At 43.9% G+C, this 24,256-nt stretch carries 23 protein-coding genes; 6 read left to right on the forward strand and 17 right to left on the reverse strand.

Features of this window, described 5'->3' with window-relative positions; all coding sequences use genetic code 11:
- Positions 1-7: 7 nt before the first annotated feature.
- The 13 genes from H595_RS0104510 to seqA all read right to left on the reverse strand — a co-directional run bounded on the left by H595_RS0104510 (position 8) and on the right by seqA (position 16,959).
- A complete protein-coding gene (locus tag H595_RS0104510; RefSeq protein WP_027670127.1) occupies positions 8-1,834 on the reverse strand; it encodes a protein kinase domain-containing protein in 1,827 nt (608 codons plus the stop codon).
- A gap of 15 nt (positions 1,835-1,849) precedes the next feature.
- Positions 1,850-3,310 (reverse strand): AAA family ATPase, encoded by a 1,461-nt coding sequence (locus H595_RS0104515; protein WP_027670128.1) that lies wholly within the window; start codon positions 3,308-3,310, stop codon positions 1,850-1,852.
- Between the two features lie 84 nt (positions 3,311-3,394).
- Positions 3,395-4,990 carry a dihydrolipoyllysine-residue acetyltransferase gene (locus H595_RS0104520; protein WP_027670129.1) on the reverse strand — a complete coding sequence of 532 codons (1,596 nt, stop codon included), beginning with the start codon at positions 4,988-4,990 and terminating at the stop codon, positions 3,395-3,397.
- A gap of 11 nt (positions 4,991-5,001) precedes the next feature.
- Positions 5,002-5,979, reverse strand: coding sequence for an alpha-ketoacid dehydrogenase subunit beta (locus H595_RS0104525; protein WP_027670130.1), 978 nt, complete (start codon positions 5,977-5,979; stop codon positions 5,002-5,004).
- The gene (locus H595_RS0104530; protein WP_027670131.1) at positions 5,979-7,163 is read right to left on the reverse strand and encodes a thiamine pyrophosphate-dependent dehydrogenase E1 component subunit alpha; all 1,185 of its coding nucleotides are present in this window, start codon (positions 7,161-7,163) and stop codon (positions 5,979-5,981) included. The genes H595_RS0104525 and H595_RS0104530 overlap by 1 nt, the downstream gene beginning before the upstream one ends.
- A gap of 280 nt (positions 7,164-7,443) precedes the next feature.
- Positions 7,444-8,505, reverse strand: coding sequence for a succinylglutamate desuccinylase (gene astE, locus H595_RS0104535; RefSeq protein ID WP_027670132.1), 1,062 nt, complete (start codon positions 8,503-8,505; stop codon positions 7,444-7,446).
- A gap of 64 nt (positions 8,506-8,569) precedes the next feature.
- Positions 8,570-10,036: a GGDEF domain-containing protein gene (locus tag H595_RS23410; protein ID WP_169338537.1), complete on the reverse strand. Its 1,467-nt coding sequence runs from the start codon at positions 10,034-10,036 to the stop codon at positions 8,570-8,572.
- A gap of 290 nt (positions 10,037-10,326) precedes the next feature.
- Positions 10,327-10,599 carry a hypothetical protein gene (locus H595_RS0104545; RefSeq protein WP_156885921.1) on the reverse strand — a complete coding sequence of 91 codons (273 nt, stop codon included), beginning with the start codon at positions 10,597-10,599 and terminating at the stop codon, positions 10,327-10,329.
- Between the two features lie 126 nt (positions 10,600-10,725).
- A complete protein-coding gene (locus H595_RS0104550) occupies positions 10,726-11,250 on the reverse strand; it encodes a GNAT family N-acetyltransferase (protein WP_027670134.1) in 525 nt (174 codons plus the stop codon).
- 5 nt (positions 11,251-11,255) lie between these two features.
- Positions 11,256-12,047, reverse strand: a complete 792-nt coding sequence (locus H595_RS0104555) for an SAM-dependent methyltransferase (protein WP_027670135.1) — start codon at positions 12,045-12,047, stop codon at positions 11,256-11,258.
- 103 nt (positions 12,048-12,150) lie between these two features.
- Positions 12,151-14,637 carry a glycogen/starch/alpha-glucan phosphorylase gene (locus H595_RS0104560; RefSeq protein ID WP_027670136.1) on the reverse strand — a complete coding sequence of 829 codons (2,487 nt, stop codon included), beginning with the start codon at positions 14,635-14,637 and terminating at the stop codon, positions 12,151-12,153.
- 153 nt (positions 14,638-14,790) lie between these two features.
- The gene (gene pgm, locus H595_RS0104565; protein ID WP_027670137.1) at positions 14,791-16,440 is read right to left on the reverse strand and encodes a phosphoglucomutase (alpha-D-glucose-1,6-bisphosphate-dependent); all 1,650 of its coding nucleotides are present in this window, start codon (positions 16,438-16,440) and stop codon (positions 14,791-14,793) included.
- 12 nt (positions 16,441-16,452) lie between these two features.
- The gene (seqA, locus tag H595_RS0104570) at positions 16,453-16,959 is read right to left on the reverse strand and encodes a replication initiation negative regulator SeqA (RefSeq protein WP_027670138.1); all 507 of its coding nucleotides are present in this window, start codon (positions 16,957-16,959) and stop codon (positions 16,453-16,455) included.
- A gap of 70 nt (positions 16,960-17,029) precedes the next feature.
- Here seqA and H595_RS0104575 point away from each other — a divergent pair, with 70 nt between their 5' ends.
- The 4 genes from H595_RS0104575 (at position 17,030) to fldA (ending at position 18,936) form a co-directional block, all read left to right on the forward strand.
- Complete coding sequence (locus H595_RS0104575) at positions 17,030-17,842, forward strand: alpha/beta fold hydrolase (RefSeq protein WP_240474824.1); 813 nt, start codon at positions 17,030-17,032, stop codon at positions 17,840-17,842.
- 65 nt (positions 17,843-17,907) lie between these two features.
- Positions 17,908-18,105 (forward strand): DUF2788 domain-containing protein, encoded by a 198-nt coding sequence (locus H595_RS0104580; protein ID WP_027670140.1) that lies wholly within the window; start codon positions 17,908-17,910, stop codon positions 18,103-18,105.
- Between the two features lie 14 nt (positions 18,106-18,119).
- Entirely contained in the window at positions 18,120-18,392 is a 273-nt protein-coding gene (gene ybfE, locus H595_RS0104585; protein ID WP_027670141.1) for a LexA regulated protein, read from the forward strand.
- A gap of 13 nt (positions 18,393-18,405) precedes the next feature.
- Positions 18,406-18,936: a flavodoxin FldA gene (gene fldA, locus H595_RS0104590; RefSeq protein ID WP_027670142.1), complete on the forward strand. Its 531-nt coding sequence runs from the start codon at positions 18,406-18,408 to the stop codon at positions 18,934-18,936.
- A 59-nt stretch (positions 18,937-18,995) separates the two neighbouring features.
- Here the strand turns inward: fldA and H595_RS0104595 are convergent, their stop codons facing one another.
- Positions 18,996-19,466 carry a DUF4442 domain-containing protein gene (locus H595_RS0104595; RefSeq protein WP_027670143.1) on the reverse strand — a complete coding sequence of 157 codons (471 nt, stop codon included), beginning with the start codon at positions 19,464-19,466 and terminating at the stop codon, positions 18,996-18,998.
- A gap of 154 nt (positions 19,467-19,620) precedes the next feature.
- Here H595_RS0104595 and fur point away from each other — a divergent pair, with 154 nt between their 5' ends.
- Positions 19,621-20,061: a ferric iron uptake transcriptional regulator gene (gene fur / locus H595_RS0104600; RefSeq protein ID WP_027670144.1), complete on the forward strand. Its 441-nt coding sequence runs from the start codon at positions 19,621-19,623 to the stop codon at positions 20,059-20,061.
- A gap of 46 nt (positions 20,062-20,107) precedes the next feature.
- On the opposite strand, the gene H595_RS0104605 is transcribed toward fur, so the two are convergent.
- The 3 genes from H595_RS0104605 to H595_RS0104615 all read right to left on the reverse strand — a co-directional run bounded on the left by H595_RS0104605 (position 20,108) and on the right by H595_RS0104615 (position 22,397).
- Entirely contained in the window at positions 20,108-20,605 is a 498-nt protein-coding gene (locus tag H595_RS0104605; protein WP_027670145.1) for a GNAT family N-acetyltransferase, read from the reverse strand.
- 113 nt (positions 20,606-20,718) lie between these two features.
- Positions 20,719-21,648, reverse strand: coding sequence for an electron transfer flavoprotein subunit alpha/FixB family protein (locus tag H595_RS0104610; protein ID WP_027670146.1), 930 nt, complete (start codon positions 21,646-21,648; stop codon positions 20,719-20,721).
- A complete protein-coding gene (locus H595_RS0104615; protein WP_027670147.1) occupies positions 21,648-22,397 on the reverse strand; it encodes an electron transfer flavoprotein subunit beta/FixA family protein in 750 nt (249 codons plus the stop codon). Before H595_RS0104615 ends, H595_RS0104610 begins: the two co-directional genes overlap by 1 nt.
- A gap of 201 nt (positions 22,398-22,598) precedes the next feature.
- On the opposite strand from H595_RS0104615, the gene H595_RS0104620 reads away from it, so the two are divergent.
- Positions 22,599-24,233: an electron transfer flavoprotein-ubiquinone oxidoreductase gene (locus H595_RS0104620; protein WP_205623170.1), complete on the forward strand. Its 1,635-nt coding sequence runs from the start codon at positions 22,599-22,601 to the stop codon at positions 24,231-24,233.
- Positions 24,234-24,256: the final 23 nt, after the last annotated feature.

A 24,256-nucleotide genomic window follows, 5' to 3' on the forward strand; every position in this document is an offset into this window, starting at 1 on the left:
AACAGGCTCACTCATTTCTGTATGGGTTAGCCGGATAGTAACATACCGGTTGCTGGGCCTGATGACTAAAAAAGCGCGTGTCTTTATAAGGTAACTTCATAAAGCCCCCCACACCTTCACCACTTATCAAAGATACCTTTGATAAAATACTTTGCAACAGCCTGTTAAACTCTGCCTCTGCTTTGGGATCTAACAAACGATAGTAACTATGAATTTTCATATAAAGATTGGTAACTTCAAAAATAATACAGCCGGTATGCCGAATTAAATTTAATCGGGCTATGTCATCCATAATGGCATCAGGTAACACTAACTGTTCGTCCGGATCTTTGCCATCTTCAAAATAAGAGTGTTGTTTACTGGCATCCTCACCACTAAGTACCGGGGCCAGTTGATAAGGGATCATAGCGTCTGGTGGCGCTAAAAATGGAGTTGAAGTGGTGGTTCGACTAATATGGATGGTATTACGTGCATTGAATAAACACGCTTTGAAAATACCGACCTTTGCAATGGCTCGAGCCAACGTCACGACATTATTGACGCTAAGCGCGAAAGATGACGCTAAACTCGCATCATATAAATTTAAACTTGAATCAATATAGACCCCACTCGCTTGCCAATGAATAGCTAACCCACCAACAACCGGATAACGTGCCAGGCGGCTAACTGCAGCAACAAAGGCTTTTTCTGTTTCCCCCATGCCCTCGAGATAATTTTTATAGTAACGCTCCAGCTGAACATCATCGACATAGGCTATACCGTCCTGCTCGCTGTGCTCACGCAAAAACGACTTACGTGAAGAGTACACTACGGTATCCAGTTCTCTTGCTTGCGGGCTCACCCATACCGGCAATAACGCCTCATCATCAAACAGCTGGCGTTCCGGTAGCACTAAATGCGTTAGCCTTGGCATCTGCTGCATAAAGAAATCGCCCGCTTGGCTACGAAGCTGAGCGTCGTCTGATAACATGCTGTCCAGCAACGTGGCAAACTCTACCGGCAAGCCCAAACTACGTGCCGGAATGGCTTTAAAGCCAAAGCGGCACGACTGTCCAGATGCCAAAGCATATAAAGTACTTGCCACGCCCTGTTCGTCAAAACGCGGGCTGGATAGCGCCCCGGCACGCTGATCGGCGCCGATAAAGTAAACATCGCCCATACGGGCGTTTGAACTTTGTAAGTCGGCTGACATTAGCTGCATCACATTATTTGACAAATATTGCCCCTGGGCATCCACCTGCGCAAATACCGATGAGCCCCAATCAATAAGACTGATGCGTCCGGTTTGCTCATCAAACACCAGATTTGACGGCTTAATATCACCATGGACGATGGGCTGAAGCGCACCATCTTTATAGTAACTACGCAGTGCCAGTAGTACATCGGCCAGCTGGCCAGCAATATCAACAACCAGCCGCGCGCTCAGGCGGCCATGCTGCAAGCTATAGCGCTCTAAATCAATGCCTTTACCGCGCTGCATCATTAAAATGCCTTGCTTTTTCACCACCTGATAGGTGATATAGCGCGGCACATTAGGGTGGTGAACCTGTGATAGCATATAGGCTTCTTCAGCCAACCGTTCCTGAATATGCTGAGGCAAATTAATACGGGAAAATTTAAATACACAGGCTTGAGCGCTGTTATCAAGCCCGGCAAAAGCAAAGCCATAAGCCCCCTTGCCAATAAGGGAAATATCTTTGTAACCTAACTTTTCCAGCTCTGAAATACACAATGCCACCCAGTCTTTAAGTTTTTTTGCATCATTGGCGTTAAGCAGATAAATAGACTGCTCTTCCGGGATATAAAAATTACGTAGCTGGTTTTTATATTGCATTACCCATGCCTTAATTTACGCTTTAACACAGCGTTCAAGCGCCCAGTGACGAAGTGCATTAACCTGTTCCGCCATAACCACAGACAAGGGTTGCGTAGCGGTCAGCTCCGCCGTTAAATGGCTAAGCGCAAATGACACCTGTTCAGCTCTGGCACGAAAACTGGCACCGACAACAGCTTGCTCCAGCTCTGCACCAGAAAAACCTCGACACAGCGCCAATGCAGTGTTTAGGTCATTCTCAGCCAGCAATAAATTACGTTTTGATAAATGTAGGTTTAGCAGTTGTAAGCACTCAGTTTCTGTCGGCAAATCAACGAAAAATATCTCATCAAAGCGACCTTTCCTAAGCAGTTCCGGTGCCAGTTCATGAATATTATTTGCTGTTGCCACTAAAAACACCTGAGACTTACGCTCGGACAACCAGGTTAAAAAGCTACCCAGTAAGCGCCGCGACACACCACCGTCGTTATCACCTGCCGCCAGCCCTTTTTCAATCTCGTCAATCCACAGTACACACGGCGACATCGCATCGGCCAGCGCTAACGCCTGACTGAGATTTTTCTCAGTCTCGCCTATATACTTGTTGTAAAGCGCAGCCATATCAAGGCGAAGCAGCGGCAAACTCCAGCTGCCGGCGATCGCCTTGGCCGCCAAACTTTTTCCCGTACCCTGTACACCGGTTAACAACAAACCTTTGGGGGTATCGGCCTGTTGCTCGATAAACGCCCGCTGCCGCTGAGCTATCCAGTGTTTAAGGTTAGCCAGACCAATAACATTGCTAAAATTGCCGCTATCAAACACCTGCGACAATACACCATCGGTTTGCAACAGGCTGAACTTAGCACGGTTAATGCGCGGAATATCATCAGCCGTTATCGCGCCATCATCAGCAATGGCTTTGTAAGCCAATCGTTTTACCTCAGCAAAAGTTAGACCGCGTAAATTTTGTACCAGTAAGCTAACCTGCTCCGGTGGCAAATCTACAAGATGACCTTGTTTACTTGCATAGCTATCAGCCATTTCATGCACTAACTGCCGAATTTGTTGATCTGATGGCAGGCTAAGTTCAAAACGGTAACACAGCCGTGCTAGCTCGGGTGGCACCTCAATAGCATGACTAAGTAAAATAAGGGTATGGCCTAGCTGTTCATGCGTTTGTGCTATCTCTTTTATATAACGCACATGCTTGGGTTCGGCTAAAAACGGGTGGAAATCGCACAAAACGAAAATACCCGGATTACGCGTAGCTTTTATTTGCGCTAATAAATTAGTCGCATCGGCATTAAACGCCTGCGCAGTATGGTCGCCATCTAGCCGATGTAAGCCCTCGGTAATGCTCCACTTGAACACAGGCCGCATTAAATTTATTGCCAACCGCTTTATCAGTAGCAGCGCCCGTGGCTCTTCGTAACTCTCAATTACAATAAGCGGGCTGTGCGCCTGCACCAGTACGCGTAAATCTTCTAATTCGTGCATCTATTGTCCTTAACGCAATAAAAAAACCCACTTTGTTACAGTGGGTTTTATCAGAAAGCCAGCAGCCTGCCAAGCGTAACGCGTTTAGCGCATTGCCATTAGCATCGTGGCTGGCTGCTCCAAATATTGTTTCCACAAATTGGTGAAACGCGCAATGGTGCCACCATCAATTACTCGGTGATCGCCAGACCAGCTTACTTGCATCAGCTGACGAGCTTCAACTTCACCTTTGGCATTAAAACGTGGCAGCGTTTGTACTTTACCCAGCGCGACTATCGCTACTTCTGGCTTGTTAATAATCGGCGTTGCTACCGTGCCGCCCAGCGCACCAATATTTGAAATACTGATGGTACCGCCTTTTAAATCGGCTGGGCTAACACGGCCTTCACGAGCAAGATCGGTTAAGCGTGTCAGCGCCTGCGCAATATCAATAACAGACTGATGCTGACAGCCTTTAATGTTGGGTACCAGCAAGCCTACTTTTGAATCGACAGCGATGCCAATATTGTGATCGTCAAAATAAGTCAGCTCAGTACAGTCTGCATTCACTTGCGTATTCATAATAGGGAATTGATTAATCGCCAGTGACAATGCCTTAATAAAAAACGGCATCATGGTGAGCTTAACACCCTGCTTGGCATACTGATCTTTTAAACTGGCGCGCAGTGAAATTAAGTCAGTTAAATCAATCTCTTCACAATAGGTAAAATGCGGAATGGTTGATACCGACTCCATCATCTGCCGTGCCATTACCGCTTTAATGCCCTTAATAGGCTCAACACGGCGGCCACCAGCTACCGCTGTAGCTTTAACAGCTGGAGATGCGACAGAACCAGCTGGCACATTACTTTTCACACTACCGCCTTGTGCAAAGGCTTTTACATCGTATTTATACACCCGGCCTTTATCGCCACTGCCAGGCACTTTGGCTAAATCGATATTCAGCTCACGTGCTAAACGCCTTACCGCTGGGCTGGCTAATGCCTTACCCTGCGCCGCCGCAGTGCTGTGAGTTGCAGATTGCGTTGCCGTTTGCTGCGCTGAACCCGAACTAGTCTGTTGTGAACTGGCTTGGATTACTGGCGCCAGTGCCGCGGTTGCCTGTTTTGTTGTACCCGCATGCGACATGGCAAATAATGGTTGATGCACTTTGGCAATTTCGCCTTTAGCATAATAAAGCTTGGTGACTTTACCGGAATACTTAGCTGGAATTTGTACCAGCGCTTTGTCAGTCATGACATCGCATACCGGCTGATCTTCAACAATCTCGTCGCCTTCGGCCACAAGCCAGTCAACAATTTCGCATTCAACAATACCTTCACCAATGTCCGGTAAAATAAAGTCTTCAGTTTCGTTGTTCGCTGTCGCTGCAGATGCGGTGTTAACGGCTGCTGGCTGCGTCTTTGTAACCGCAGCGGGCTCCGATGCCGCGTTGCTATCGCCAGTCAGCTGCATTTCAAACAACGGCGCATGCACTTTGGCAATTTCGCCTTTGGCGTAATATAGCTTGGACACCACACCGTCGTGCACAGCGGGTATTTGTACCAACGCTTTGTCGGTCATTACGTCGCAAACCGGCTGGTCCTCGACAATGGTATCGCCTTCTGCTACTAACCAGTCGACAATTTCACATTCAACAATACCTTCACCGATATCCGGCAGAATAAAATCTTTTTTCATTGCTGCCTCCGTTAGAAATTGACCGAGCGCTTAATGGCTTCGTAGGTTTTTAAATGATCTGCCACGTACTCTTTTTCCAGCGCCAGCGGGTATGGTGTATCCATACCACATACACGCTCAATTGGGCTTTCCAGATACAAGAAGCAAGTTTGCTGAATGGTGGCTGCAATTTCACCGGCAAAGCCACCGGTTAACGGTGCTTCATGGTTTATCACTAAACGGCCGGTTTTCTTAACCGAGGCGGCTACGGTATCAGCATCCCAAGGCAGTATGCTGCGAAGGTCAATCACCTCACAAGAAATACCGTCTTTCTCTGCCATTTCCACTGCTTTTTGTACAATTTCCATCTGCGCACCCCAGGCAAGTACAGTAACATCTTTACCCTGCTGTGTTACCTCAGCTTTGCCAAGTTCAATCTCGTAATACTCTTCTGGCACTTCGCCAGTCGATGCGCGGTACAGCTTTTTCGGTTCAAAGAAAATAACCGGATCCTGGCTGGCGATAGAAGCCAATAACAAGCCTTTTGCCTGATACGGGTCACGCGGAATAACGACTTTCAAACCTGGGGTGTGAGCAAAATAGGCTTCTGGCGACTGACTGTGATAATGACCACCGGCAATACCGCCGCCGTAAGGAGTTCTGAAAACCAAGCCACCTACATTAAACTCGTTGCCTGAGCGATAGCGAAACTTCGCCGTTTCATTCACAATTTGGTCAAACGCTGGGAAGATATAATCGGCGAACTGAATTTCAGCCACCGGTTTCATGCCCTGTGCTGCCATACCATTGGCAAAACCGGCAATGCCTTGCTCAGTGAGTGGCGTATTAAAGCAGCGCGCCTTACCGTATTTTTCCTGCAATTTACTTGTAGCCCGAAACACGCCACCAAAATGGCCCACGTCTTCACCAAAACACACTACACTGTCGTCTTTGGCCATTGCCAAATCAAGCGCATTATTAATGGCCTGCAACATATTCATTTTTGCCATTAGTCTAGTCTCCCCGCAGTCACCGGATACGCATCTGGATACTTACGAATATGCGCTTTTAATTCATCTAATTGTTGTTGTAATGCTGGAATTGGCTCGGCATAAACATCTGATATCAAATGTTCAATGCCCGGTTTGGCAACCTTTTCTGCTACTTTTAATGCATCTAAAATTTCTGTACGCAGTGCTTCAATAGTGGCTTTATCATCACTATCGTTAAGCCAGCCTTTTTCAATTAACCAAAGACGATAGCGGGAAATTGGATCGTTTTGCCGCCATTTTTCTTCTTCTTCTTTTGAACGATAACCACTTGGATCATCAGAAGATGAATGTGCACCTAAGCGGTAGGCCATAGACTCAATGAGCACTGGTTCATTGTGCTCAATCGCGTGCTGACGAGCCATCTGTGTAGCTTTGTATACGGCCAATATGTCCGCACCATCAACTCGCAATGATTTCATACCATAACCCACGGCACGACAAGCAATACCATCGCCAACAAACTGCTCATTCGCCGGCGTTGAGATGGCATAGCCATTATTACGACAAAAGAAAATAACAGGCGTTTTGTGCACAGCAGCCATATTTAAACCGGCATGAAAGTCACCTTCAGACGCGGCCCCCTCACCAAAGTAACAAATGGTAGTGTTTTTTAAACCACGCAGCTTTTGCGCATAGGCATAGCCACTTGCCTGAGGGATCTGTGTTCCCAGCGGCGAAGAAATGGTCATGTAGTAAATATCTTTACTGCCGTAGTGCACCGGCATCTGCCGACCTTTGCCTAAATCTTTTTCATTCGAGAACAGCTGGTTCATAAATTGTTCTAATGTAAAACCACGATAACGCAACGCCCCCTGTTCACGATACTGCGCCATGATCATGTCTTTATCATCCAAAGCAGCAGCACTTCCGACAGTAGCCGCTTCTTCACCTAAACATTGCATATAAAAGCTGATACGACCTTGGCGCTGTGCCGCCAACATGCGCTCATCTAACACACGGGTAAATACCATGGTGTCATACATTTTAAGCGCAGTAACTTTGTCCAGCTCGGGGGCCGAAGCGCCCTCATACAGGCTACCGTCATCCCGCAGAATACGAAGTGTTGGAATTTTTAACGCATCACCGGCAGTAAATTCTGCAGTGTGCACCGAGGTAATGGTGGCGTTATTAGGGTTTGTCATAGAATGTCTCTTGTTTGTTATACGTGATAGACATGTGGTTAGCCACGCCAAAACAGCCTTGGCGCTGTTCTGACTGACTTTATTATAGCGGCGTTTACCGCTTTCCCCGTTTTACGTAGCACTATGGATACGCCGGTTTATTCTATTTATTGTCGGCGGCAACTTTACCTTTACGTAAACTGCATTGCAACCAAGTGTCGGTAACGTGCTCATTGCGACCAGTTAAGACTGTCAGCTTAAATTTACTATTTAAGATAAATAACAGGTCACAATTGGTTTCTTAAACGACATTACCAGCAACCGTTGTTGGCACCACCATTAACATTGCCCGCTGACCTTTAGCTACTTTTGCATTAGGAAAAATCAGGGCTTCACCTGGCTGCTCTACCCGGTATTCCAATTCGCCATCTGACGCTAATAGTGTGCCAACCGGATAACTCGTAAAGTTTTCTACATCATCCGCAAAGTGCAGTTTAAACGCTTCGGTTTGCTTATTAATCGCGCGATACACCTGATATAACTGAAACTGATGCTCATCAAAGGCGACAGTTTGTACCGTATCGTGACTAATTAACTGGCGTAGCGCCGTGCAGACTTTAGTAAAGCGAGTCATATCGTTTTGCCCAAACGGTTTTACTTTGCCAAGCTCAATAGTGAAGGCATCTGCGCCATGTGTATTAGACGCAAAATAACTAAACGTTGTCGCTGGGGTTTGCATCAACAATACCGTCGTAACATCGCAAGCCTGTAGAAATTCAAATTGGGCTTTTCGCCACGGCTTTTCGTGTAAAAAGGGATATACAGCAAACTTTTCAAAACGGGAGCCACGAATAGCCGTGTGTAAATCATACAAATAACGGTTACGCGGCACTAAATCAGTTACGCGTGACGAGCTATAGAACTGTCCAACATAACCCTCTAGTTTTTTCGCCCTTTCGCGTTCAGCGCTAGGCGCCACAGCAGTATCGTTATGCTGCCCTGAAAATAAACGATTAAGGTTTTCTTCGATTTCACGCTTAGACGCATTAATCGCTGGAGGGTTGCCGAACAACACCAGCAAGCGATGTTTTAGTGTAATCTGACCGGTTAACACCTGCTGTACTATGTCTGCGCTAATTTCTATTGGCGCAGTTTCGTTACCATGAACACCGCACGACAATACAATATCCTGATGGGTTAGCTGTTTCGGTTCAAAACAAATAACACCGGTATCCCAAATGCACACTATTGTGTCATCAGGTAAACTAAAGTTAAACGGTTCAAGGGCGTGAGGATTAGATAGCGTTAGCTTAAGAAAATCACCATCTTGTTGAAGTTGTTCTAATAATGTTGGTTGTAACATGCGCCAGCTCCCTGTTGTGAGTCTGGCACTAATTCTACCTTAGTACGAGGATGGACTAAACGATTTACTCTTGTTCTGGAGCAAAAGATACAACTTGATTTCGCCCTGCCTCTTTTGCGCGGTACATTGCGTTATCAGCATCAGCTAACAACTGCTTTAACTGATAACCAGAGCTATCAGCACCGGTAACACCAAAACTGGCGGTAAGCGCAAATTCCGTTCCACTAACAGCTGTATCGATATTAGCAATCGCGTCTCGGCAAATTTCGGCTAACAATAATGCTTTATCCGTATGGCACCCAGGTAGTACAACAACGAATTCTTCACCGCCAATACGACCAAACACATCGTTGTTTCGCATGAAATTCCGGCAGGTATTTACAACTTGTTGTAAGGTCCAGTCACCTATAGCATGACCGTAGGTATCGTTGATGTTTTTAAAAAAATCCAGGTCAAACAGAATAAGCGCAACAGGTTTAGCGTTACTTTCGCAATAATCTAAAGCAACCTGGGCCTGATTGTTAAAATGATAACGGTTGCTAATGCCTGTAAGGTGATCATACTCGGCAATTCTTTTAAAGCGACGCCTGCCGGTAATGCCGCGATACGCCATTACAATAGCAAGTACAAGAACAGAGGCTAACACTAATACAAGAAGACGGTTTTGCTTTGCTTCACTCTCAAAAACGTTTTTTTGCAGGTAGAGTAATTCGTTATCTTTATTTAACAACTCGATTCGTTGATTTTTTACTTCAATTTCGCTTTTCACCAGTTCATAAGAAAGCTGTTTATCAGCACGATCTTTATCTAATAAGTTAGCAATCTGCTTAAACACTTTATAGTACTCTAACGCTTGCTCAAAGTTTCCTTCATTAAAAGCAATCTTATAGGCAGTTTCATTTAAGTACATTCTGAGTTCTTGAGACTCATTTGAAGCAGATTTTTCGAATGCCAGCTTAAGATAGCGCTTTGCACTTATATAATCCTTACGCTCAAGGGCAATATTTGCATCGACGTTGTATACGCTTCCAACAAGAACTGGATAAGAACTGGCTAACGCCGACGCCCTAAATTGATCCATTAACGTGATCGCATCGTCAATTTGATTATTGTCTAAGTACGCTTTTGCCCACTGCGCATAGGCCAGATCTTGCCATAATGTTTCGCCAACATCTTTGCAGCTATTAACAGCAGCTTGTGCATGTGTTGAAAGTTCATCTATTGATGAAAAATATAAATGTAATCTGAAATCAAGATAATCAGCAAAACACGCCCTGTCTTCTTGCTGTGTAACTGCTCGTAATCGTTCGATATAAAACTGAGCTAAGTCTTTTTGCCGGGCATCAATATATAAATGCGCCATCGGTGCCAGAACTTGTCTAAGTGTATATGCATCATCAATTTCGTTAGCCGTTCTCAAAATGTCTTCGGCATACAAAAAGGCTTTTCTAAAATCTCGCTTTATTTGATAGGCATTAACCGCAAGCGCAGATAATCTGAATTTTAATGTCAAAGGCAAATCTTGTTGCAACATTTGCTCAATTTCATCAATAACGCTGGTATAGCCTTTCAGATAGACGTTACGAAACAAGTCTAAAAATTTGACGTAGTGTTGTTCTTTTACATTTAGCTCAGTATCTTTTACTAACCATTCGTCTAACGAACTAGAGAATTGTTCAAAATTCTGAGTTTTAATTTTATCCAACTCGGTTAGCGCAGCCCAATTATCTGCGGATACCTGACAAGATATTAGTAAAAAAGCCGCAGCTAATATGCTGCGACTTTTCCTTAAATGCAGGGAATTAAACACGTTAAACCTACTCAGCCGTTCACGACCAAGAGGCTTTCAGTATCTTTTTTATCATCATCTTCGTCATCATTTGGCTGCTCCTTGCCGGGTTCTTCCGCTGGAAAAACACCACAAACAACGTTGTTGCGGGCGTCAATTGCAAATTCAACTGCTGACACGATTGAACGCTTAGTGTCTACATTTACACCTTGCTCACGAAGCATTGTAACTAACTCGGCTTCTGCCATGAGTTTTAAACTTGCCGTTGAACCTAATTCTTCCATAAAACGTATAATGTTAGACACGTGAAATTTCTCCTTTGGCTAAATTTTTCTTTAAATTGCGTTTGCAAAATACTTTTATACGTTAACACAGCGCTTTTGGCTAGTTTAACAACAAACAAGTGAATAATTTTATTAAATATCTTTGCTTTAAAAAGCACACTTTTGTTTATGTAAATAAAACATATTATTTTGTCCTTCGCATGGCCTAAAACCAAGTAACCTTGCAGCACGTAACGCAGCTAGATTTTTTTCATGTATTTCCATTGTAAAATGATGCACGTCCAGAACGCGTTGCACGTGGTGCATCAGAGCAACAGTCGCCTGCTGCGCATACTGCTTGCCTTGCGCTAGCGGTGATACCATGTTTCCTATCTCTACTATTTCGTTTTTACGATCAAAATCTGAAATACAACACAGCGCTACGGCTTTATCACTGTTAATAGGTCGGGTAGTTAAAAATAACCTATTGCCGCAAGATAGTTTATTTTGCGCCAAAGCATGCTCAAAACTGGCTTTAGCCTGTTGCAGGCTTAATGGTGTGGTAATGAATCGCATCACCCTTTCACTGGTATAAAGATGCAGATATAACTCTTCATCTTCTTCGCCAAGGGGCTTTACATGCAAATCTTCAGTGCTGAATTCAAATGCGCTAGCAATTAACAATGCAGTCATACTTTTTAGTTGTCTCGGCTTTCAACCAACAGCTCTAACTCTGCAATCAGTTGCTCGTTTAGCTGAGGTTTAGTGCTGGGTGGAATAACCAACGTTGTTTTTAAATCCATCTTTGCATCAGGCAAACCACTTATGGGTATATATTCAATGCGCGTTGGCTGAATAGGCAACGTTGCCGCTTCGTATAAAATCACGTTGTGATCCAACGAATAGTATTCGGTTAGTAGTTTTACTAATACCTTACGGTATTCGCTATCAGTGGTAAATTTGGCCAGGCTTCTATCCCCCGCTACACCTACCTGCCACAGCACCAATAAAGCCGCGGTATCTATAGTACGTTTATAAAACATAAACTGGCTGGTTTCAAAATGCTGACAACCCGATGTACCTGGGTCTATGGCTAAATCGGCGTACAAACAGTCTTCTGCAGAAATACCTGGCTCCATATGCGCGTTGAAACCCAACTCACGCGCTTGTTTTATGGCATTGTGTGGCACCCAAGCAAAAACACCGGGGTGGCCATAAAAAGCGCCGACGACTTTTTTACCGGCTTTTACTTCAGCCAGTATGGCCGCAACCATTTCGCGGTAAGTGATCATCCGTGATTTACCTTCAAGATAATACGGCTGCAACGAACGCACATCAGCATTCATTTGCTCTATCCATTTTTCAGTAATACCGTCGGCAACTAACACAAACACCACGTCTGCCTGTTCTATATAACTGCGCGATAATGGGCTGATATGTGCCCCCAACGTCATACCCGTGCCAACACACACTAAGCTTCCTATCTGCAAACCGTTTATCCTTAATTTTTTGTTTACTATAATGCGGTAAGAACATTACAGGCAATAAAGAATACAAGCAAAAAAAAGGCCTGTTTTACACAGGCCTTTAGCTTTAATTCTTTGTTATTTTGCACTTTTCCAAATGCCATACCCGGCTGACGTAATCTTCTATCGACCTGTCTGAAGTAAATTTACCCACCGACGCGGTATTTAGAATAGCCTTTTTCGCCCACAATGCTTTATCTCGATACCAGTGATCAACTTTCTCATGAGCCTTGCTGTAGCTTTCAAAGTCAGCCAACACCAGATAAGGGTCGCCACCTTCTAGTAAGCTGCGTTTAATTGCTGCCAACTCACCGGGTTTACCCGGCGTGAAATAATCAGTTTCAAGCCAATCGAGAATCGCCTTAATTTCAGGATTATTGTAGTAATAATCGGCGCTATTATAGCCTTTAACATGCAAAGCTTTTACTTCATCAACCGTTAAGCCGAAAATAGCAATGTTTTCATCACCAACTTCTTCGGCAATTTCAATATTTGCACCATCTAGCGTACCAACGGTAATAGCGCCATTTAATGCTAGCTTCATATTTCCGGTACCAGAAGCCTCTTTACCAGCAGTAGAAATTTGCTCTGACACGTCGGCTGCAGGGATCATCTTTTCCGCTAATGTCACACGGTAATTTGGCATAAACACCACTTTAAGGCGGTTTTTAACTCGCTTATCGTGGTTGATTTTCTCTGCTACTTTATTAATGGCATAAATAATGTCTTTCGCCAGCTTATAGCCTGGCGCTGCTTTGGCACCAAATAAGAATACCCGTGGCGCCATATCGTAGTTTGGATCTTGTAAAATACGACGATACAAAGCGAGAATATGTAACAAATTCAAATGCTGACGCTTGTATTCATGTAAGCGTTTAATTTGAATATCAAATATGGCGTGCGGATCAATATCAATATTGGTTAATTTTTTCACCACCGTTGCCAATTCAGCTTTGTTTTGCTGCTTTATGGCCATAAAAGCATCTTGCACGGCAGCATCATCAGCAAACGCTGCAAACTTAGACAATTGCTTTAAATCTGTCGGCCAGGCTGTTCCAATATGATTATCAAGCAGCTTCGATAGCTTAGGGTTACAGGCTTTTAACCAACGTCGTGGTGTAACACCGTTAGTAACGTTAGTAAATTTATCTGGCCATAACGCAACCATTTCCGGGAACAGATCAGATTTCACCAATTTTGAGTGAATTTCTGCAACGCCATTGACGCGAAATGAACCAACGACAGACAAATGGCCCATTCTAACCATTGGCTCATGGTTTTCTTCAATAATGGACAATTTGCGTTTTTTCTCATCGTCTCCCGGCCATAAAACATCAACTTGCTCTAGTAAAAAGCGACGGTTAATTTCGTAAATGATTTCCAAGTGTCGTGGCAATACCTTTTCAAATAATCGCACCGGCCATTTCTCTAATGCTTCAGGCAGTAATGTATGGTTAGTATAGGCAAATACCTGCTGACAAATGCTCCAGGCCTGGTCCCATTGCATTTCTGCCCGGTCAACCAAAATACGCATCAGTTCAGGAATAGAAACCGCTGGGTGAGTATCGTTTAACTGAATAACCACTTGTTTGGCAAATTCACTCCAGTCATCAGCATGCGCGCGCTTATAACGACGAATAATATCTTTTAACGAACACGAGACAAAAAAGTATTGCTGGATCAGCCGTAGTTCTTTACCTGCATCGGTCTCATCGTTTGGATACAACACCTTAGATATCGTTTCTGCTTCTATATTTTCGCGTGCAGCATCAATATAGCCACCAGAATTAAATACGTCCCAGTTAAAAAAGTCACTGGCACGGCTTTCCCATAATCGTAAAACATTGACTGAACTGCCGTTATAACCAACAACAGGAATGTCCCAAGGCACGCCTTTAATAATACGGCCAGGGTGCCATACTTTTTTCATCCGCCCTTGCAGGTCATAAACGGTTTCTACATAACCATACACCGAAATTTCCTGAACTGATTCAGGCCGGCAAATCTCCCATGGGTTGCCATATTCACGCCAACTGTCCGGACGCTCTATTTGCTTACCGTCTTGAAAGCTTTGTTGAAACAAACCATGCTCATAATGAATACCATAACCAATGGCTGGGTAATTTAATGTGGCCAAAGAGTCAATAAAACAGGCAGCCAGTCGGCCAAGACCGCCATTACCCAGCGCCATGTCTTCTTCTTGATCTTCCAGATCAGCAATGTTCATTCCCAGTTCGCCAAGCGCTTGCTTAGCTTGATCGTATAACCCCAGGTTATGCAGATTGTTGCTAAATAATCGCCCCATCAAATACTCAAGGCTAAAATAATGCAACGCCCGGGTATTATTCTCATAATGGGTTCGCTGAGTATTGCGAAGTCCGTCGTAGACTTGTTCATTAATCGCTGCGCATGTCGCACGCCACCATGCTTTAGGGCTTGCCTTGTTTACATCTGTACCCAATGTTGCATGTAAATGACGAACAATCTGATCTTTAAGCTGCTCAGTGCTAATTTGTACCGCACCGGTAGCGGCAGGTGCTGAGTGTTTTTTCATTACAAATCCCGATAAGTTAATGCCTGTTTTTTCAACAATGTAGCGGCAATTGTAGAATTATTACAAAAAAATACCCTATGTCCTGCGTTATAGCAAAATAAACAACGACTGCTGAAAGTAGATTACATTTATATTTTTATACATTTCAACATGTTAGATTTTACTGAATACGTATTCAACGAAAGTCTTGGCGTCTGCTTCTAACTGTAGCAGATGAGCTTGATCAACAAAGCTTTCTAAATATATTTTATAAGCGTTTTCGGTACCTGAAGGTCTTGCCGCGAACCAACCATTTCGCGTTACCACCTTAACACCGCCAATATCTGCGGAATTTCCCGGCGCTTTAGTTAATACAGCTAAAATGTCATCACCGGCTAGTGTGGTTTGGCTGACACTGCTTACATCTAGTTTTTTTAGAGCCGCTTTTTGTTCACTGCTGGCTGGAGCATCTAAGCGGCGGTATAAAGGCGAACCCAGTTCTTTGGTTAGTGCTTGATATTGTTGATATGGGTCAACACCGGTTTTAGCCAACATCTCTGCAGCAAGTAAACCAAGGATAAAACCATCTTTATCAGTTGACCAGACAGTGCCATCGAAGCGTAAAAAACTGGCACCCGCACTTTCTTCGCCACCAAAGGCTATAGTGCCTTGATGTAAACCCTCGACAAACCATTTAAAGCCAACCGGCACTTCAAGTAATTTACGCCCGCGAGCAGCGACTACCCTGTCAATGAGTGCACTGGATACCAGTGTTTTACCAATAGCCAGTTCAGGGTCCCAATCGGGGCGATTGGCAAGCAAGTAATTTATGGCAACGGCAAGGTAATGATTAGGATTCATTAAACCACCACTGCGGGTAACGATTCCGTGACGGTCAAAATCAGGATCGTTGCCAATGCTAATGTCGAACTGATCTTTTAACTGAATAAGATTTGCCATTGAATAAGCCGATGAACAATCCATACGGATTTGACCGTCTTTATCCAGCGGCATAAAAGCAAAAGCGGGATCAACTTTGTCGTTAACAACCGTAATATTAAGGCCATACTGCTTGGCTATACGTGGCCAATACGCTAAACCTGAACCGCCCATAGGGTCTACCCCAATGCGGATCCCAGCTTTAGCTATTGCATCCATATCAATTACATTTTTTAAATCATCAACATAGTGTTGAATATAATCAATATGTTGACAGTAACCCGATTGGAGCGCTAAAGCGTACGGCATCATTTTCACACCGTCGAGATCTTTTGCTAGTAACTCATTAGCGCGCTGTTCTATCCAGTTAGTCACATCCGTATCTGCAGGCCCGCCATGTGGCGGATTATATTTAATACCACCATCCTCTGGTGGGTTATGCGATGGCGTGATGACGATACCATCAGCCAATTGTGCCTCAGCACCGGCATTTTGCGTTAAAATAGCGTGCGAAATTACAGGGGTAGGTGTATAGCCCAAATCTTTTTGGATGCAGACCTGAATTTTGTTAGCAATAAGTACTTCTAATGCCGTTGCAAATGCCGCTTCAGACAATGCATGCGTATCTTTACCTAAGAATAATGGTCCGGTAATGGTATTTTTTTTCCGATAATCCGCTATCGCCTGACAAATAGCTAACACATGAGGCTCATTAAATGAGCAATGTAGCGCACTGCCACGATGACCAGAGGTACCAAAACTCACTTTGTGTTGAGGGTGAGTATGCACATCAGGTTCAAGCACATAATAGGCTGTCATTAAGCGACTGATATTAGGCACCATTGAATTAGGCACCGGTTGCCCGGCTAACGGATGTAAAGACATAGAGTTTCCTTGTTATAACAAATCGCGAATACGTTCAGCATCCTGCTCACTATAGCCGAGTTTTATTGCTGTCTCGGTTAACATCATCTTCTTGCGAGTGGTATTGGAGTTAGTTATCACCCAAAACTCAGTGTTAGGGATTTGCTTAGGATTAGTACTGCTGCCCGCTTCGGACAATTCTTCTGCGCTACGGCCGAAATATAATCTATTACGGCCTTTAATATCCAATACCTTATTAAATTGCTTTTTATGCACCCGGGCTAATGTTGATAAAATAAATAAAAACCGCCCCACCACACTCGACTCTGCCTGTAAATCTTGCTTGTTTATTAAGTCAAAAATATTACTGTTTACTGCTACCGGGGTTTCAACCGCTGCAACCTCAGATACCTCTGGCACCTGTGCTTCTGCATCACCTAATAGTAAACGGCGCAAAATCTCGGATGCACTTTCACCTATTTTCTTTGTCTGGCCGGCGATGTATTGATAAAGCTCGTCATCTATTTCGATGGATTTCATATATTTATTCCGCGCGCTAAAAAGTGGCCTCATTATATAAAGCCTTGTCGACTGACGCCAGCAACATGATTTGTTAGAATACTATTCTAACCTTGATGAGACGTTGTTTATGATTTTACATACCCATAGCAGTGGCAAGTTCGATAGCCGAGCCACTCCAATAGTACTGATCCACGGCCTGTTTGGCAGTTATGAAAACCTTGGTGTCATTGAGCGTAGTTTAAGCGAGCATTATCACGTCATTAACGTTGATGTACGTAACCATGGTCGCTCTGGCCACAGTGACCAGATGAGCTATCCATTAATGGCAACAGATTTAGCACAAACTTTGGATGCATTAGAAATACCACAAGCCGTGTTATTAGGCCATTCAATGGGCGGTAAATTGGCAATGGCTTTTGCGCTTAAATACCCTGAGCGTGTTACAAAGCTAATTTTGGCTGACATAGCACCGGTGAGTTATCCCCCTAGACATGCCAGTATTTTCGAAGGTTTAATGGCGGTAGACTTAAATAAGTTAACCAGCCGCGCAGAGGCTGATAAGCTGTTAACTCCGCACATAAATGAACCGGGTGTAAGGCAGTTTTTGTTAAAAAGCCTTATAAAAGACGATAATGCATTTCATTGGCGCTTTAACCTAACCGCATTAAAGCAAAATTATTCGGCACTGATTGATGGACCACAAACTGACGGCCAATACGATGGCCCCACGTTATTTATAAAAGGTGGCGAATCTGACTACATACAGGCAGAACACCGGCCGATAATTGCTAAACTATTCCCCAATGCACAAGCAAAAATTATCCAAGGTACCGGTCACTGGCTGCATGCTGAAAAACCAGCTGCTTTTACCCGACTGGTACAAGCGTTTTTATTGAGCTAAAACACTAAAATCTTGCCAAGTTATGCTATAGTGCGCGCTCTTTTTTGCAGGTTAGGTAATGTGCAATGTCGATAGAGCAGTTTGAGTCTTTAGGCTTGTGGCTTGGGCTGGGTATCCTGTACTTGTTTATTGTCATGGCAATACGTGACGTGCTGAAAAAAAGCAATGCACCAAAGTTTGGTCAGTTTTTTGTCTGGCTGGTACTATTTTTATCGCCAGCAGTATTTATTATAAAAAGCTTAGTACCTTTTTTCTTAGAATAGTAAGGTTTGGATTAATGGCGAAGATTGCCACTGATCACACCACGATTGATTTGTTTGCCCAGGAAAAGCGCCCCGGCAGGCCGAAAACCAATCCGCTGCCACGGGAAGAACAACTTAAACTGAACAAACGTAATCAAATTAAACGTGATCGTAGTAAAGGGTTAAAGCGCATTGAGTTTAAAGTGTCAGATCACCTTTATGCTGAGTTGAGCCAACAGGCCGACAAAGCCGAAATGACACGCAGTGCGTATATAGAACATATTTTGACACAAGTTTTAACCAGGTAAGAAGGTTAGATTAATGGCAACAGTAGGCATTTTTTTCGGTAGTGATACCGGTAACACTGAACATATCGCCAAGATGATCCAAAAAGAATTGGGTAAACATTTATTCGATATTCGCGATATAGCAAAAAGCAGCAAAGAAGATATTGCTGGCTATGATTTACTGCTGCTAGGTATTCCCACCTGGTACTACGGTGAAGCACAGTGTGACTGGGACGACTTTTTCCCTGAGCTGGAAAATATCGACTTTAACAATAAGCTAGTCGCTATATTTGGTTGTGGCGATCAGGAGGATTATGCGGAATACTTCCTCGACGCAATGGGTACGTTAAGAGACATTATTGAACCCAAAGGTGCCATTATTGTAGGTAACTGGTCCACCTCCGGCTACAATTTTGTTGCCTCTAAAGCCTTAGTAGACGATAACCACTTTATCGGCTTGGGTATCGACGAAGACCGACAGCCAGAACTCACTGAGCAGCGCGTTAAAAACTGGTGCAAGCAAGTTTATGACGAGATGAGTTTAAAAGAGTTTGAAGGCCTGTAATAGAGAGGCTTAAGAGAAAAACCGGCATTTGTATCGCCGGTTTTTTTACATCTAGAAAGTTAGCCCGCCCGATACTTTGCTTTCTTTCGTACATAAACAGTACGGTTTACTTCTGCAACTAGCTGATTATCATTGTCTTTAATGTGGACAATAAACTGTGGAAAATGTTTGTTGCCATCTTGCGTAGCAGTTCTAATGCATTCTACCGTGTCATCGGATAACCAAAATTCAGCGGTCAACTTGCCCTTACCTGGTGTAATAAAATTAATATCAGCTTGTTTATCCCACACCAAATATTCCTTGCCTAAAACGCCCATTAACATAAGGGGATAGATAGGATCTGTCATCGCAAAAATAGAACCGCCAAACTGACTACTATTAATATTTTGCGTCCAGCTCATACCTTTAAGCTCTACCCTGCAGTACCGGTAGTCGTTACGTAGCTCAGCTACCTTAATGCCTGGAAAGAAAAATGGTGGCCAAAAGTTGAGTAAATGTCGCATTACTGCTGGGTTAAATGCCCATTTCATAAAACACCCCTGGTATGACCTCTTGGAGGCTATTGTACTTTGCCAATGAGTTAATACAAGATTTGCTTTACAACAACAACGGCATTTTGCCATTTCATTCTGCCACTAATGTCTTTATAATCTTTTGTATATATAAGCCAGAGTTAGATTTTTTATGTCAGATCATAACAGCGAATTACGTAAAGCAGGCCTAAAGGTAACCCTACCGCGGGTAAAAATTTTAGAGATACTGCAAGATCCAAAACACCAGCACATTAGTGCAGAAGACGTATACAAGCTGCTATTAGAAATAGGCGAAGATATCGGTCTGGCGACGGTGTATCGGGTACTAAACCAATTTGACGATGCAGGCATTTTAACCCGCCACCATTTTGAAGGCGGCAAGTCAGTATTTGAACTTACCGGCGGCAGTCATCATGATCACTTGGTTTGCTTAAAGTGCGGTAAGGTTATCGAGTTTGAAGATGACGTTATAGAGGCTAAACAATTAGAAATTGCCGAGAAAAATGGTATTAAGCTAACGCATCACAGTCTGTATTTATACGGTGAGTGTAAAGACACCGTACAATGTAAGAAAAACAGTGAAATGAATTAAGCAGTTGTTTCATTATTTAGGCACCTTAGGGTGCCTTTTTTACGCGCTAAACCGCGCGAGTTGTAATACGTGCCATCAGCAACGCGTTGACATAATTACCATATTGAAAGGCATAATCAGTTAACTCCGCTTCGACTTCAAAGCCAAAACGCTCATATAACGCTATCGCCGCTTCATTACTGCTATAGACGGTAAGCTCCACGCGACGAATATTAAGCCAGTTATCTGCCATATCTAAAGCTGCACGTAATAATGCCGAACCTACGCCTTGCCCCTGAAACGCTTCCGACACGCCCATGCCCAACTCTGCAACATGACGCCGACGCGTATTCTGGCATACTTGTAATCCAAGCTGACCAATTACACTACCTTCTACCTCGGCAACCAAATTATAAAAACCAGAACCGGCACTATAAAGTCGCTGCCAGTTAGACACGGGTTGATAAGGCAATTGCAAGGTATTCGCATAGACAGATGGTTGGTCATAAATCGCTTTAATCGCATCAATATCAGAGGGTTCAGCATGGCGGATCACTGTTGGCATAATAGTATCCTTAGAGATTTGGCTACTATAATAGAAGGCTTATGCCATTTTCAACAAGCTCTAAAATGACAAAAGCCAGCAAAATTGCTGGCTTTTATTAGGCCCAGTTAACGCTAGCCTAACTGCTGTTCTAGCTCAGGTAACACAGTAAATAAATCAGCGACTAAACCATAATCTGCGATTTGAAAAATCGGTGCTTCTGCATCTTTATTAATTGCCACAATAACTTTTGAGTCTTTCATGCCGGCCAGGTGTTGTATTGCGCCGGAGATCCCTACCGCAATATATAAATCGGGGGCAACAATTTTTCCCGTTTGACCCACTTGCATGTCATTTGGAACAAAACCAGCGTCAACTGCAGCTCGAGAAGCACCAATAGCAGCGCCTAACTTATCGGCGATACCATTTAATAGTGCGAAATTCTCACCATTTTGCATACCACGTCCGCCGGAAATAACTACACGGGCAGCGGTTAACTCAGGGCGTTCAGATTTAGTAAGCTCTTCGCTAACATAGCGAGACATACCAGCATCGGCTGCTGCTGCAATATTTTCTATCGCCGCGTTATTGCCAGTTTCAGCCGCACGAAACGCAGCTGGGCGAACCGTTAATACTTTAATGCTATCTGTTGACGTTACCGTCGCAATTGCATTGCCAGCATAAATCGGCCTGACAAAGGTGTCGGCACTGTCAATGGCAATAACATCAGATATTTGCGCCACATCTAACAATGCTGCCACGCGAGGTAGGAAGTTTTTACCTGTGGTGGTCGCAGCAGCCAGAATATGACTGTAGTTTTTACCCAGCTCGGTAACCAGTGCAGCAATATTTTCCGCTAATTGATGTTGATAAATAGCATCATCGGCCACTAACACTTTACTCACGCCTACGATACCTGCGGCTTCCGCAGCAACACCAGCACAATTGGCACCGGCAACAAGTACAGTAATGTCACCACCAATAGCGCTCGCTGCCTGTACGACTTTATGCGTTTCACCTTTAAGATGCTGATTGTTATGTTCTGCAATAAGTAAAATAGCCATTAAATCACCTTCGCTTCATGCTTTAACTTGTCTACCAGCTCGGCGACTGATTCCACTTTAACGCCACCCTGACGTACTGCAGGTGCTGATACTTTCACCACGGTAACGTTAGATGTAAGACTAACACCAAAGCTATCTGCTGCTTTTACATCTAATGGTTTTTTCTTCGCTTTCATTATGTTAGGTAATGAAGCGTAACGTGGTTCATTTAAACGTAAATCTGTGGTCACAACAGCAGGCAGGCTAAGTTCAACGGTTTGCAAGCCACCATCTATTTCACGGGTTACCGCAACTTTACCATCTTGTAGTGCAACTTTAGATGCGAAAGTGCCCTGCCCCATACCAGTTAGCGCAGCTAACATTTGACCGGTCTGATTATTATCAGAATCTATCGCTTGTTTACCTAATATCACCAACCCTGGTTGCTCTTCGCCAACCACTTTTGCCAGTAATTTGGCTACTTGCAACGAATCTAGGTTTAGTGTTGTTTCAATGTGAACGGCGCGATCAGCGCCTAACGCCAGTGCAGTACGAAGTTGTTCCTGAACAGCAACCGGGCCGATAGATACGGCAACCACTTCGGTTGCACTACCGGCTTCTTTTAATCGTACCGCTTCTTCGATAGCAATTTCACAAAACGGGTTTAAAGCCATTTTAACGTTGGCCAGATCGACACCTGATTGATCCGCTTTTACCCGCACTTTTACGTTATAATCTATTACCCGTTTTACCGGCACCAATATTTTCATATATTCCTCATTATTTCCTGCGCCACATTATACGATTTGGCTACAGGTTTACGTTAAGGTAAAGCCGCTCTGATTTAGATTGCAACAATCTACTTACTGTTGACGTTAACGTCAACCTGCAATACCCTAAACAACATGATAAAAGCGGCGTAAGCTGTAAATAATAAACTCCAAGAGGTACATGCCGTGGAAAGAGAATCAATGGAATTCGATGTATTAATTGTAGGCGCTGGCCCAGCGGGTTTGTCAACTGCGATAAGATTAATGCAACAAGCGAAGGCCGCGGCCAAAGAGCTAACGGTTTGTGTGGTAGAAAAAGGCTCAGAAGTTGGCGCTCATATCTTGTCTGGTGCGGTGTTTGAGCCCCGCGCTTTAAATGAGTTACTACCCAACTGGCAAGAACAAGGTGCCCCTGTCACCACTGCCGTTACGCATGACGATATCTATCTGTTTAAAAATGCCGACGACGCAACCAAATTACCCGGTTTTGCCGTCCCCAAGACCATGCATAATAGTGGTAACTATATTGTCTCAATTGCCAACTTGTGTCGTTGGCTGGCTCAACAAGCCGAACAGCTTGGCGTTGAAATTTTTCCAGGCTTTGCCGCTAGCGAAGTTCTAATTGACGATAACGTTGTCAAAGGCATCGTCATTGGTGATATGGGCTTAGATAAAGATGGGCAACCTAAAGACAGTTTCGTGCCAGGCATGGAATTGCATGCCAAGTACACCGTTTTTGCTGAAGGTTGCCGTGGCCACCTCGGTAAACAGCTTATTGCGCATTTTGAACTGGATAAAGATAAATCACCGCAACACTACGCCTTAGGTTTCAAAGAAATTTGGGATATTTCGTCGGAGCAACACCAACCGGGTTTAGTCATGCACTCTGCAGGTTGGCCGCTGACCAATGATACCTCTGGTGGTGGTTATTTATATCACGCCGAATCGCAGCAAGTGGTTGTTGGGCTTATTGTCGATCTTAACTACAGCAACCCACATTTAAGCCCGTTTGAAGAGTTCCAGCGGTATAAACAGCATCCTGTGGTTAAGCAGTACCTAAAAGAAGGAAAAAGGGTAAGTTATGGCGCAAGAGCCATTACTAAAGGTGGCCTGAATAGCCTGCCCAAAATGAGTTTCAATGGCGGTTTGTTGGTAGGCTGTGATGCAGGTACGTTGAACTTTGCCAAAATTAAAGGCAACCATACAGCGATGAAATCAGGTATGTTGGCAGCCGAAACCCTGTTTAACGCATTATCGCAAGATGATAACGGCGGTAAAGACTTAACCGCATTTGCTGATGCTATTGAGCAAAGTTGGCTATACGACGAGCTCTATCGCTCTCGCAATTTTGGCCCTGCTTTGCATAAATTTGGTACCTTTTGGGGCGGTGCATTTAATACGCTGGAGCAAAACTGGTTTGGTGGTAAATTTCCTTTTACATTAAAAGATAATAGCTTAGACCATGCTCAGCTTAAATTAGCGAATGAGGCTCCGGTAATTAATTACCCTAAACCTGACAATATTGTTAGTTTTGACCGCTTAACGTCTGTTTATTTATCCAATACTAATCATGAAGAAGAGCAACCTTGTCATTTAAAACTGGCTGATAGCAGTATTCCTATTAGTATTAATTTGCCTAAATATAACGAACCAGCACAGCGCTATTGCCCAGCTGGCGTATATGAGATTGTGCAAGATGAAAACAATGCACCCAAATTTCAAATAAACGCACAAAACTGTATTCATTGTAAAACATGCGACATTAAAGATCCGGCACAAAATATCACCTGGGTAACCCCCGAAGGTGCAGGTGGCCCTAACTACCCCAATATGTAACCCTCCTCTTATGTGCGTTAACG

Origin of the sequence: Rheinheimera baltica DSM 14885, assembly GCF_000425345.1 — a bacterium.
Lineage (GTDB): Bacteria > Pseudomonadota > Gammaproteobacteria > Enterobacterales > Alteromonadaceae > Alishewanella > Alishewanella baltica.